We start from the raw sequence: 13,002 nt of genomic DNA, 5'->3' as shown, positions 1-13,002 counted from the left end.
GACGTTTTAACCCATCCACAATTGTATGTATGCCTGTTGCAATTCTGTAGTATCGGCCAGATTGCCCAATTCTGAATTTTCTTCATCCAATAAATCTCTGCCTGTGTCTGCTATGAGATTCCAGTTACCCCAGTTGCTGCAAACATCATAATCGGTCAGCACACTCTCAAAGTAGGTGGCTCCCCAGGTCCAGTCTATGCCCAGCTCTTGTATCAAATGCTTGGCAACCGCTTTTCTGCCCATTTCAGACATGTATCCTGTCAGACTCACTTCTTTCATGTTAGCATCAACAAATGGTATGCCGGTTTCTCCTTTTACCCAGGTATCAAACGTTGGGCGGTGGCGTTTCCAGGGTTTCATCAGGTCGTTTTTTATACCACTGGCCTTAAACATGCGTGTGCCATGTTTTAATGCCGAAAAGTGATAGAAATCTCTTTTGAGTAACAGTATTATTAACCAATAAGCAGACTCTTTGTTTGCTGTCTCGGCTTCAAAACGTTTAACTTCTTCATAAACCGTGCGCGCCGAAATGCAACCGAGGCTTAACCAGCCCGACAGTTTTGTAGAAAAATCGGCACCTAACAGACCGTCTCTTGTTTCTTTAAAGGTTCTCAGCAGGTCTTTTTCCCATATATACTCATTAAGCCTGGCCAGTCCTTCGGTTTCACCACCTGCAAACTGAAATGCTGCCCGGGTATCGGCTACCGGGGCTGTTTCAAAACCCAGCTCCTGATAGGTAGGCAGGTTACCGGGTTCAATACAGTCAACAACGGGCAATTGCCCGGGTGATTGAAATGTTTGGCGTACCGGTGTTGCCCTTTCAATTTTTTTCTTGAATTCGGCAAAAGTTGCCGGTATAAAGTTTATCTGAAAGGGCAGGTCGCGGGCATGAAAAAGCGTGGCCGACCAGATCAGCTCTATCTCGATATTCATCGGCTTCAGTACTTTAGATAAAGAAGCTTCTATGGTGGTTTCGTCCTGCGTTACTTCTTTGCTTGCATAAACTGCGGCAGCGTCAGTGTCTTTAGCTATTTTTGCTATTATATCTTCCGATATACCCCTTCGTATTATTAAATCAGAGCCTTTTTCCTGAAGGTTTTTCCGAAGATTCTCAACGGCTTCCAGCAGAAATTTAGTTCTGAACGCCCCTGTTCTTTTAAAGCCCAGAAAGTTTTTGTCGAAGTATCGGTCATCAAAAACATAAACCGGAATCACATTGCCTGCTTTAGAGGCCTCTAAAAATGCCTCGTTGTCATGAAGCCTTAAATCGTTTCTGAACCAGAAGATTATATTTTGCATGAGGATTATTAAAAAGTTTGATGCTAATGTCTGGGGTTTGGTTTTAAATCAAATGGCTTACACAAGCCCCGTTAGACAGAAAAAGCCCTCGGCAGAGGGCTCCTGGATTTATAGTTTTGTCTTTAAAAATGCGGTCAGAATTTCCAGGCCTTTCTCAAAATGTGTATTATTATTGATGATAATATCTGCGTCATACTTGGTGGGTTCTATAAACTTCTCATAAGTGGGTGCCACGTGGTTTTCCCAGCGGTACAGCACATCTGTTAAGTCGTAGCCACGCTCGTTTCCGTCGCGTATAATCCTTCGTTTAATCTTTACGTGTTCGCGTGCGTCAATAAACACTTTCAGGTCTAGCAGGCGCGATACTTCTACTGAATGAAAAACAAAGATTCCTTCAACTACAATGATAGGCGCCGGATTGAAGGTCAGAATTTTAGGAACAATACTCGGGTTATTAAAGGTATATTCTTTCTGCTGAACCACCTTTCCGTTTTTCAGGTCTTCTACATGCTGGGCATATAATCCAAAATCTATGGCCTCGGGTAAGTCGTAGTTCTCAATGTTGTTCAGGTCTTTAGGCACTAAAGCCTGCGGACGGTAATAGTTGTCCTGAGAAATAAGACAGATATCCTGAGCCGAAAATGCACTTAACAACTGATGCAGAAAATACGTCTTTCCGGAAGCGCTCCCACCTGTAATACCAACAATATATGGATTCATGCTTAAGCCAGTACTTGTATAACTTGTTCCAGTATAAATCGACCGTCAATATTGCCCAGTGCTTCGTCAGAGGCGCGCTCAGGGTGCGGCATCATGCCAAATACATTTTTTCCGGCATTTGTTACGCCTGCAATATTTTCAATGCTGCCATTAGGGTTTGCCTCAGCAACAATATTGCCTGCTTCATCACAATAGCGGAACAACACCTGGTCGTTGTCGTTAAGTCTTTTCAAGGTGTCTTCATCAGCAAAATAGCGGCCATCGCCATGGGCTATCGGTATTTTAAACGCTCTGTCTTCCAGGCCGGCCGTCAAAAGCGCAGTGCTACTTTGTGGTTTCAGATAAACATTGCGGCAGATATACTTTTGAGCAATGTTTTTTAATAAAACACCCGGTACCAGCCCGGCCTCTGCTATTACCTGAAAACCATTGCAAATACCCATTACATACCCACCCCTGTTGGCATGAGCGATAACCTCGTTCATAACAGGCGAAAACCGGGCAATGGCTCCCGAACGGAGATAGTCTCCATAAGAGAATCCACCCGGTAATATAATAAAATCACAACCTTGCAGGTCATGGTCTTTGTGCCAGATTTTAACAATCTCTTGTCCAAGATTGTGTCTTAAGGTAAAAACGGTATCGTCTTCACAATTGGAGCCGGGAAATACTACTACGCCGAATTTCATAATTTAAAATCCCGAAAGCGAGCCAGGGGATTGTTTTATTTTTAGTAAATAAGAAATTTTACGCAAAATTATGAAAAATCTATAGCATTCAGCCTAATATTTTTCAGAAATTGCTGGTAGATATTCAACCGCATCACATTTAGTATTCCTACCCGAATGAAAACCACTAGAAAAATACTTCTTTCTGCAGGCAGTGTCTTGGTATCATTATTAACTTTTTATCTGGTATGGGCCAATACAGGCCTGGGTTCTGAAACAAAACAAAGCTTGAAGATTGATGCCACTGCCTCTTACGGAGACTCAAGCAACAAAGGGAATGTGGTTGGCATACAGGCGTTTGTAGAGCCGGTTGATTATGCCTCTGAAGCGAATTTTAGAAGAAAAATAAGGTTTTATATGGAAGAAGCCAAAAAGAAAAACTGGCTGATACCCAATAAATCGATTGTGGTTTTTCCTGAGTACTTTGGTACTTGGCTGGTAGCCTTACAGGAAAAAGAGCGTATTTACAGCACGCCTGAAATAGAAGAGGGTATGCAGACAATGGTGCTGCGGAATGCAGGCAGGTTTCTTGCAACCTTCTTGAAATGCCCCCCAAACGTACAGGATAAGTTGAAATACAGCGTCTTTGCCATGAAGGCGGAAGTTATAGCCAGGGTTTATCAGGATACATTTGCTTCTTTGGCTAAAGAATACAAGGTTACCATTGTGGGTGGGTCTGTTTTATTACCTGACCCCGTGGTTGAGAATGGCTTGCTGAAAACAAGAGGGGGGCTATTGTATAACACATCAGTAGTTTTTGAGACCGATGGCACTATTAATCCGCAATTAATTAAAAAGGCCTTTCCAACAGCCGATGAATTAGGGTTTATTTGTCCGGTAAAACCAGAGGCCATTCCTGTATTCAATACAGGTGCTGGTAAAATGGGTGTTTTGATTTGTGCAGACGCGTGGTTTTCTGAGGCTTACCAGACATTAAAGAGCAAAAGCGCCGATTTTGTGATAACGCCGTCGTACTCTAATGGTTATGGCTATTGGCAACAGCCCTGGAGCGGGTACTCCGGCGCAAAAACACCTGAAAAGGCGAAGGCTGATGTAGGGAAAATATCGTTAGGAGAGGCCTGGGTTAAATATGCCATGGCTACCCGCGCCAAAGAAGAGGCCGGAATAAAAAAAGGAATCAATGTTTTTCTTCAGGGAAAACTCTGGAATTTAGGCGCTGATGGTTCAACCATTGTGTTAAGCGACTCGGCACATGCCACACCCTTTGTTGGTAAGTCGGCTTTAATAAACCTTTGGCTGTAATTAGGCCATAGCCAATTGGGTTTTTTTAGCTGATGACACCTTTTTTCTAACCTTTTTATATTTACGCTGATACCATATCAGAAAGCCTGTAACAGGCAAAGAGGCGGCAAACAGGCTTGCAATAAAAGCAAGCAGCTTACCTGCAAAACCAAAGTTCTGGCCGGTGTGTAAATCTCTGTTGGCGTGTTTCAGCTTATCTGCCGTAGAGTAGTCTTTAAAGAGTTCGGTTTTAAGTACCGCACCAGAGTACTGATCAAACTCAAAAACATTGCTTTTTTTGTAAATCTGGTATGGATATTTAAGATTTACCTTTATAGTTTCTTTATCATTTTTGGCAAAATTAATATGTGCCTCTTTCCAGCCTCCGTAGGCCAGAGCCACGCTTGAAAGCGCATCATCAGGGCTAAAAACCTTGCCAGGTTGGTAGATAGACGTGGCCTTTTTTTGTTCTGGCATTTTTTGTCCTAAAGCAGCATAGGTAATTTTCTGTACCGGTTTAATGGCCCACCAGATGCCCGTCATGGTTATTACAAACAGAGGTAGCAGAAAATAAAAACCCAGCACATTATGAAGGCTGTAATTGAGTACCTGAAACTTGCTCTTAAAATTAACAGTAAATGCAAACCTGCGTTGGTTTCTCTTACGTGGCCACCACAAATACAGACCCGAAAGCAGCATTACAAGAAAAACCACCACATTTATTTTAATAATCCATTTGCCGGTTTCTCCCAGAAGAAGGCTTTTGTGAGTGTCTTCTACCAGATGCATAAAATCGTGCTCCAGATTATAGCGGCCAAGTAAGGCGCCCGTATACGGGTTGAATCCATAGGCTTCTTTTCGGTATTCTTTTTCTTCTTTATTGCCTTTGGCGGGCTTTGCTTTAGCATCTGCTAATTTTACAATAACAGAACGTGTTGCATCTGAGAAAACCCTGACCTGCTCAATTTTTTTATCGGGGAAAACTCTCTTTGCCTCTGCCTCAATAGTAGCCAGCGATACCCTGGCCGATTTTGACGGTTCAACAAACCGATATTTTCTCAGGGTTAGGTCACGAATCTCTTCTTCAAAAACAAATAAGCATCCGGTAATAGAAACAATAAATACTACAATACCGCTAATAAGCCCACCCCAGAGATGGACCCTCCCCAGCCAATATTTTATACCGTTGTTTTTCTTTGCCATGAGTAAAAAGAAGTTATTTATGCAAAACAATTTTAGATTTATAATTATTAAAAATTACCATCTGTAATTTTAAGTACTATTCATATCTGAATGGTCTCAAATCAGAAGTTCACCGATGCACCTACACTAAATATTCTGCCCTGGGTGTGTTCATAAGTATTAGATACCTGCGTAGCGGTATTAGTGTACTTATGCTTTTTAAGGTTATCGAAGATATCAGTAGCACGTAAAAACAAAGCATTGTTTTTGCCGAAGGTTTTCTGAATACCGATATCCACAAAATGTACTTTCCCTTCCCCTTCCTGTACTGTATTTTTTGGCCCTACCCAGTTGCTTATAATCTGAGCGTTTATTTTTGAAGGCAGGCTGAAATCAGCAAGAACTTTGGCTGTCCAGGCAAACTGGTCTTTCAGTTGGTCACCATTATTGATGTCATCTGAGCTGATTTTCGACCAGAACCTTGAGTAATTACCGTTAACATTGAGCCACCCGCCTATTTTTGCTGCCGATACCAATTCAATACCACTGGTTTTAGCGCCTCGCAGGTTAATTTGTTTTTCAGTAAATATGCCATTTTCTTCGGTAATGTTTTTTTGAATTAAATCGCGGATATCACGCAGAAAAAGGTTTGCGCCTATGTTAAAGTCTTTTATCTGTGTAAATACACCCATTTCGTAAGCCCAGGCGCGTTCAGGGCGTAAATCGGGGTTTCCTACTTTTTGTTCAGTGGTGCTTTTTATTTCAACGTAGGGGTTCAGGTCATTAAAACCGGGGCGGCGTATTCTTCTACCCACAGATGATGCCAGATACGTTTTTGAAGAAAGAAAATACTGCACATGTACAGAAGGCAAAGCGGTGGAATAATGGCCGTTGCTGTAGTTGGTCTGAGAGCTGGCTTTGGTTCTTATATCGGCTATTTCATGGCGATACCCAAAATTGGTTTTCAGCTTTTCGGTATTCCATTGAAAAGTAGCATAGATGGCGTTTACAGATTCATTTGCTTCAAAGTTGTTCTTTCCCTCATCTTTAGGTTTCCAAGTATTACTTTTCTCATCATAGGCATCGGTAGTTCTGGCTATGGTTCTTGTTGTATAAAAGCCCTGATATCCAACTTTAAGGGTTGTATTTTTTACAATTGATGACAACCAGTACAAGCCAGGCAAATGGGTGTTCAACGAAATCCGGTCTTCTACTTTTTGCATTTTAGGCGTTTTGTTCAATACCGGTTCATTGGTTTCCAGTAATGCATATTCGTTCTGGTTCTGGGTTTTGTTTTCGCCAGACTTGTTATAGTTATAAGACAATTGAAATTCATGCTTGCCCAGGTTTTTAGTAATTCGGGCAGATGGGCTGTGGAAATAAACCTTTCGTAACTCAGGAGACAACACAAATTTACCACTCTTAAACTTATTGGTGGCATCAAATATGGAGGTTCGTTCTTCTTTCGATTTATCCTCGGTCTGGTCTCCGTACAAGTATTCTGTGTAAAAATCCCAACCCTTGGTATTGTAGCCTAAAAATCCTTTGGCCGAGTTATTGGTAAACTTCTTGTTTTCGTTTTTTTTCTGGTTCTGAACCTCAGTTTTTTCGCCTGCATTATTCAGTTTCAGTATTTCACCCGTACTTTTGTTTTCAACAATTCTGTATAAACGGTCAAAATTTGCCCCGGCAGTAAGGTTTCTGGCTCGGCCGTTTAATGAAAGCCCACCATTGTAGCCTCCCTGGTGGTCTGCAGTAAAACTGGCTCTGCCAATGGTTTCATATAGTTTTGTTGCCGGTACACCCTTTTTAAGAATAATGTTTACAACGCCGTTTACACCGGCAGAAACCACATCAGCGGTTGGGTTAGCTAGTATTTCAATTCTTTCAATCTGGTTAGCAGGTATCAGATCCAGAACGGTTTCGCGGTTGTTTCCGCTTACACCTATGGGTTGGCCGTTAATCAGAACCTGCGTGTATCCATTCCCCAAACCTCTGAAACGGATGTCTCGGTTATGATTAGGGCTTCCGCCCATAGCAACGCTAGGCATGGCTTTCAGGATGTCGCCGGCAGTACCGCCATTTTGTGATATCAGGTCTTTGCTGGCATACTGAATGGTTTGTGGTTTTACTTTGGTAATACCAATATTGCCTACCACGTTTATTTCCTGCAATGTGTTGGCCGTTTCATGTAGCTGAATCTTAGCTTCGGTTGGGTGTCCGTCAATAATTTCTATTTCCTGGCTGGCAGCCTCGTAGCCAACCATCGTTACCAGTATAGTATGTTTGCCTGTTGTGATGTTTTTAAGGCTAAATTCTCCCTTTTCGTTCGCTATTGTTCCTGCTTTGGTTTTTTTTACCGCAACGCTGGCAAAACTGACGGGCTGGCCATCGGCGTTAACGACTTGCCCCGTTAACTGTCCGTTTTGTGCATATAAGGTTGAGGTGGAGATTAAAAAGAGTAAAAAAGTAGTGTATAGATTCTGCATGCTATTTTGCTTTAGACTAATTCTAAATAGTGGTGCAAAATTAATAACAGAATACAAAAGCGCAATGTTTATTTAAAATAATTCTAAATAAACATTGCGCTTTTAAATTGCCGAAGATAGTAAAGGGGTTATCAGCAGACCCCAGGTGTGATTTAAAAAAAATCAAATAGATTTAACAGAAAACGTCAGTGTTTATGAGTAGCGCTGCCGGGATCGTATTTGTTAAAAGCCTGCAACCATATAGAACGTGATAAACGATAGATGAGCGGAAACAACAAAAACGTTAAGCCCAGATAGCCCAGAATATACCAAAGCCAGTCAACACGCTCTTCAAAAAACAGGTAATAAGCAACCGTGGCAATCACAAACAAAGCTATGTTAAACATATAGCTTACATACATGGCGCCGTAAAAAAAGCCAATTTCTCTTTCGTATTTCAGGCCACATTTGGGGCAATGTTTGTGCATGGCAGTTAGCTGCTTTAGCGCGTACGGATTGCGGTTCAAAAAAACCTCGCCTTCCTGGCAACGCGGGCATTTCATTTTTATGGCAGCTTGTATTTTGTTCATGATATAATTATTTTAGTAGTGTTTCTTTAACGATTATCCAACAGCCTATAATAAGAATAAACCAGCCAAATGCCGGTTTAAGTTTCTCGCCGTCTATTCTTTTCGACAAATAACTGCCAACCAATACACCTGCTACAGTGCAAAGTACAAATTCTGAAATAAACCTGTAATCCAATACAACACCGGCCGAAAAATCGCCTATAGCGCCAAATATTGAGTTAATGGTTATAATGAGCAGCGATGTGCCCACTGCCTCTTTCATGGGTAGCTGTGCAAAAATAACCAGTGCCGGAATAATCATAAACCCGCCGCCTGCGCCTACAAGCCCGGTTAATATACCAACCAGAATACCCTCCAGAAATATCACCCAATAACTCACTTTGGTTTTTACAATTTCATTGTCTTTTTTCCGGCTTTTTATGGTTGAGTACGAAGCGCCAATCATCAGCAAACCAAAAAGAAGCATTACCATCAGGTTTTTACTGAGCGTAAAATGGTCTGACTGATAGATGATTTCCGGAATGCGATGCATCACATACTTACGCATAATAAAAACCATAATAAAAGCCGGAAATGAAAAGAAAAGCCCTTTTCTGATGTCAACCAGCCCTTTTCTGAAATAATCAACCGAACCAACCAGCGAGGTAATGCCTACTATAAAAAGCGAATAGGTAGTGGCTGTGGAAGGGCTAACCCCCATTACATATACTAATACGGTAACGGTTAGTATAGAGCCTCCGGCACCGATAAGCCCCAGAGTAATACCAATCAAAAACGCCAGACCAAAACCTACTATTTCCATAGAATATAAATGAAAAGTAGAAGAGGGTTTAATTAACCGTACTTTTCAGAAATGGTGCAATTTAAAGAAATTATGTCGGTTAATGGTTTTAAACATTGTATTTTTCAAATATACCAATTCGGTAGATATACTATTTTACGGTAAGGGGCATAAAAAAACCCCGAGGCACTTAAATTATCCTGAATCCTGATTATTTTTGTTAAAAACCTACCAACATCGTATGTATAAGAAAATTACACTTCTTCTGAGTTGCGTTACTTCTACCTTGTTTGCCCAGATTGAAAAGGCTCCGCCCAGGGCAGAGGGCGAATACGCCAATCGATTAATAATCAGAGGCGTTACCCTTATCAACAGCACCGGAGCACCACCCGTAGGCCCCGTTGATATTGTAGTTGAAAAAAACAAAATTGTGCAGATACGCCAGGTGGGTTACCCGGGTGTGCCTATTGAAGAAAAAAGCCGGCCCAAATTGAACACCGGCGATAAAGAACTGAACTGCACCGGTATGTACCTCATGCCCGGTTTTGTAGATATGCACGGCCACATTGGAGGGAAAGCCCAGGGAACCCCGGCCGAATACGTATTTAAACTCTGGCTGGCGCATGGTATTACCACTATCAGAGACCCATCAGCAGGAAACGGGCTCGACTGGACCCTGGAACACAAAAAGAAAAGTGAAAACAATGAAATAACTGCTCCGCGCATTAAAGCCTACACTGCGTTTGGGATGGGGGCTGATAAGCCCATCACCACACCTGAAGAAGCCCGCCAGTGGGTAAGAGCCAATGCCGCTAAAGGGGCAGATGGAATCAAATTCTTTGGGGCTGCTCCGGATATTTTCCGTGCTGCTTTAGAAGAAAACAAAAAGATTGGTCTGCGTTCGGCATGCCATCATGCACAACTGGAAGTAGGCCGTATGAACGTGCTGGCAACAGCTAAAGCGGGGCTAACAACCATGGAACACTGGTACGGCCTGCCCGAAGCGCTGTTTGACGAAAGAACCTTGCAAAACTACCCGCCGGATTATAATTACAATAATGAGCAAGACCGTTTTGAAGAAGCAGGCAAACTCTGGAAACAGGCCGCTGAGCCGGGCTCAGCCAAATGGTATCAGGTAATGGACGAACTCCTGAAACTGGATTTTACACTTGACCCCACCTTTAACATCTACGAAGCCAACCGCGAACTGATGCTGGCACGCAGAGCCGAGTGGCATGATGAATACACCCTGCCATCGGTATGGCGTTTCTATGGGCCCAGTCGTATCTCTCACGGGTCTTACTGGCTCAACTGGGGAACCGAGCAGGAGGTAGCCTGGAAAGAGAACTACCGTATCTGGATGCGCTTTGTGAATGAGTATAAAAACCGCGGCGGCCGCGTAACCACAGGTTCAGATTCCGGATACATCTATCAGTTATATGGCTTTGCTTACATCAGAGAGCTTGAGTTGCTACGTGAGGCGGGTTTCCACCCATTAGAGGTAATAAGAGCTGCTACATTAAAAGGGGCTGAGGCGCTGGGAATGGCCGACCAGATAGGCTCGGTAGAAGTAGGAAAATTCGCCGATTTCGTAATAACAGAAGAAAATCCGCTGGCTAACCTCAAAACCCTGTATGGTACGGGCGCTATAAGGGTTAATGATAAAAACGAGGTAGTAAGAGTAGGAGGGGTAAAATACACCGTAAAAGATGGTGTGGTATACGACGCCAAAAAACTACTGGCCGATGTGCGCAAGATTGTAGCTGACGCCAAAGCGAAAGAAGACTTTGAGATAACTCAACCTGGCATTCCGCAAAAAAAGGCTGCAAAGGTTCAGGGTTCTACCAAATAACTGACAGGTACTAAAAAGGCGATATAGTTTCTTCTATACCGCCTTTTTGTTATTTTTTAAAATAATCTCCTCTTGAGAAATGCTTTTCAATCCAGCAATACATCAAAATGAAAAGATAACGGCTGCCCATTTCTTTAATTTTCAGCTTAGATTCGCCATACTTGCGGTTGGTCCAGCTGTTGGGTACAACGGCATACGTGTATCCGCGCACAATTGCTTTTAAGGGGAGTTCGACTGTGAGATTGAAATGCGGAGATAAGAACGGCTTAATGCCCTCAATGGTTTCTCTTTTATATAGCTTGAATGCATTGGTGGTATCATTATATTTGATACCCATCATGTTTTTAATAATGAAATTGGCAATGCGGTTAATAAACTTCTTGAGGGGCGGATAATCAATCACTTTTCCACCTTTTATCCAACGGCTGCCATAAACCGCATCTACGTTTTTCTCAAGCATGGTTTTATAATACTTCACAAGGTCTTCGGGGTCGTCAGACATGTCAGCCATAAATACAGCCACGCAATCGCCTGTGAAACGTTCCAGGCCATACCGTACAGCGTAGCCAAATCCATTCGGGCCTTTATTGGTTTCAAAAACAAGTGTCGGAATTTCTCCGGAAAGCGATTCAAGAACAGCCAGTGTCTGGTCTTTAGAGTTATCGTTAGTAACCCATATTTCGTGAGGAATATCGTGCTTTTTTAAGGTTGTATATAAAGTGCGCAGGGTTTCCGGAATACTCTCTTGTTCGTTATAGGCAGGAATAACAACGCTTAGTTTCATCAGTTTTATTAAATTTAGCTTCTCGCAGGAAGATAAAAGTGCAAGTGTTCAAACATTTTTATTGAATCGGAGGCAAATGTCTGAAAACTAAACCTAAATTCAAAGGAACACAAGCCCTGATGCATAAATGAGATAAGCACAAGCCTGGACTGTTGATTCTTTGTCAGAAATTTTATCTTTATGTTATAAGTATAAATATTAATAACTTTGTTTAAACAAGTACTTATATCATATTAGGGGTTTTAGGGGTGGCAAGCCGTAAAATTATTCATATTGACATGGATGCTTTCTACGCATCGGTAGAGCAGCGAGACTTTGCCGATTTGCGGGGCAAACCCATTGCCGTAGGTGGAAGCCGTGAGCGGGGTGTGGTAGCTGCTGCCAGCTACGAGGCCCGCAAATTTGGTGTGCGCTCGGCCATGTCGTCCAGAATAGCCAGGCAGAAATGTCCGCAATTAATCTTCGTAAAGCCGCGCTTTGAAGTCTACAAACAGGTATCAGTAGAAATCAGAGAGATTTTTCTTGAATATACGCCTTTGGTTGAGCCGCTATCGCTCGATGAAGCATATCTTGATGTAACCGAAAACCTGAAAGGAATAGAAACCGCCACACAAATAGCGCAGGAAATAAAAGAGCGAATTAAACAGAAAACCGGACTCACTGCCTCTGCCGGGGTTTCAATCAATAAATTCCTTGCCAAAATTGCCTCAGACTACAGAAAGCCCGACGGATTGTTTGTTATTAAACCCTCACAGGCCGAAAAATTTGTAGAAGTATTAGAGATTGGCAAATTTCATGGAATTGGCAGAGTAACAGCCGAAAAAATGAACAAAATGGGCATTTTTACCGGTAAAGACCTGAAAGCCAAAAGTGTTGAGTTTCTCACAAATCATTTTGGTAAAATGGGGGGCTATTATTTTGATATTGCCCATGGGGTAGATAACCGCCCGGTTAACCCCGATAGCATACGGAAATCGGTAGGAGTAGAGAATACCTTTGACAAAGACTTTACAGAGCCGGAAGACCTTTACAGAGAAATGGACGATATACTGGAACAACTCTGGCGCCGCATGACCCGCATAAAAGCCTATGGTAAAACCATTACATTGAAGATAAAATTCGCCGACTTTGAGAGCATCACCCGTAGCCGCACTTCACAATTACCGGTACTTGAAGAAACATTGCTGGCAAAAATATCTTATGAGTTGCTGCATGCCCTTTTACCAATGCCCAAGGGTGTTCGGTTACTGGGTATTTATTTATCAAATCTGGCTTTTGAAGAAGAAATGGCCGGAAGGCAGCTAACGATTGACTTCTAACGAAAAGAGCTCATCATAACGACGAGCTCTTTTCTAT

General features: G+C 42.4%; 11 protein-coding genes. 3 read left to right on the top strand and 8 right to left on the bottom strand.

The features are described 5' to 3' along the window. Positions 1 to 6: 6 nt before the first annotated feature. The 3 genes from MB380_RS21615 to purQ all read right to left on the bottom strand — a co-directional run bounded on the left by MB380_RS21615 (position 7) and on the right by purQ (position 2,708). Positions 7 to 1,299, bottom strand: coding sequence for a DASH family cryptochrome (locus MB380_RS21615; protein ID WP_253531707.1), 1,293 nt, complete (start codon positions 1,297 to 1,299; stop codon positions 7 to 9). 108 nt (positions 1,300 to 1,407) lie between these two features. Next, on the bottom strand, positions 1,408 to 2,019 hold the full coding sequence (udk, locus tag MB380_RS21610) for a uridine kinase (RefSeq protein WP_253531705.1): 612 nt from the start codon (positions 2,017 to 2,019) through the stop codon (positions 1,408 to 1,410). Between the two features lie 2 nt (positions 2,020 to 2,021). Further along, on the bottom strand, positions 2,022 to 2,708 hold the full coding sequence (purQ, locus tag MB380_RS21605) for a phosphoribosylformylglycinamidine synthase subunit PurQ (protein ID WP_101724864.1): 687 nt from the start codon (positions 2,706 to 2,708) through the stop codon (positions 2,022 to 2,024). A gap of 156 nt (positions 2,709 to 2,864) precedes the next feature. On the opposite strand from purQ, the gene MB380_RS21600 reads away from it, so the two are divergent. After that, positions 2,865 to 4,010: a carbon-nitrogen hydrolase family protein gene (locus tag MB380_RS21600; protein WP_253531703.1), complete on the top strand. Its 1,146-nt coding sequence runs from the start codon at positions 2,865 to 2,867 to the stop codon at positions 4,008 to 4,010. On the opposite strand, the gene MB380_RS21595 is transcribed toward MB380_RS21600, so the two are convergent. From MB380_RS21595 to MB380_RS21580, 4 genes are all read right to left on the bottom strand, one after another. Then, positions 4,011 to 5,192 (bottom strand): PepSY domain-containing protein, encoded by a 1,182-nt coding sequence (locus tag MB380_RS21595; protein ID WP_253531702.1) that lies wholly within the window; start codon positions 5,190 to 5,192, stop codon positions 4,011 to 4,013. Between the two features lie 101 nt (positions 5,193 to 5,293). Then, positions 5,294 to 7,660, bottom strand: coding sequence for a TonB-dependent receptor domain-containing protein (locus MB380_RS21590; protein ID WP_253531700.1), 2,367 nt, complete (start codon positions 7,658 to 7,660; stop codon positions 5,294 to 5,296). Between the two features lie 185 nt (positions 7,661 to 7,845). After that, on the bottom strand, positions 7,846 to 8,229 hold the full coding sequence (locus MB380_RS21585) for a DUF983 domain-containing protein (RefSeq protein WP_253531698.1): 384 nt from the start codon (positions 8,227 to 8,229) through the stop codon (positions 7,846 to 7,848). Positions 8,230 to 8,236: 7 nt separating this feature from the next. Continuing rightward, positions 8,237 to 9,031, bottom strand: coding sequence for a sulfite exporter TauE/SafE family protein (locus tag MB380_RS21580; protein WP_253531696.1), 795 nt, complete (start codon positions 9,029 to 9,031; stop codon positions 8,237 to 8,239). Positions 9,032 to 9,251: 220 nt separating this feature from the next. Here MB380_RS21580 and MB380_RS21575 point away from each other — a divergent pair, with 220 nt between their 5' ends. Then, positions 9,252 to 10,862: an amidohydrolase family protein gene (locus MB380_RS21575; RefSeq protein WP_253531694.1), complete on the top strand. Its 1,611-nt coding sequence runs from the start codon at positions 9,252 to 9,254 to the stop codon at positions 10,860 to 10,862. 49 nt (positions 10,863 to 10,911) lie between these two features. On the opposite strand, the gene MB380_RS21570 is transcribed toward MB380_RS21575, so the two are convergent. Beyond that, positions 10,912 to 11,646, bottom strand: a complete 735-nt coding sequence (locus tag MB380_RS21570; RefSeq protein ID WP_253531692.1) for a glycosyltransferase family 2 protein — start codon at positions 11,644 to 11,646, stop codon at positions 10,912 to 10,914. Between the two features lie 278 nt (positions 11,647 to 11,924). Here MB380_RS21570 and dinB point away from each other — a divergent pair, with 278 nt between their 5' ends. After that, positions 11,925 to 12,965, top strand: a complete 1,041-nt coding sequence (gene dinB, locus MB380_RS21565; protein ID WP_253531690.1) for a DNA polymerase IV — start codon at positions 11,925 to 11,927, stop codon at positions 12,963 to 12,965. The last annotated feature ends 37 nt before the right edge of the window (positions 12,966 to 13,002 follow it).

The organism is Emticicia sp. 21SJ11W-3, from assembly GCF_024138715.1.
Classification (GTDB): domain Bacteria; phylum Bacteroidota; class Bacteroidia; order Cytophagales; family Spirosomataceae; genus Emticicia; species Emticicia fluvialis.
The sequence above is the reverse complement of the archived record's forward strand: the minus strand, read 5'-3'. Positions and strand labels throughout refer to the sequence as shown.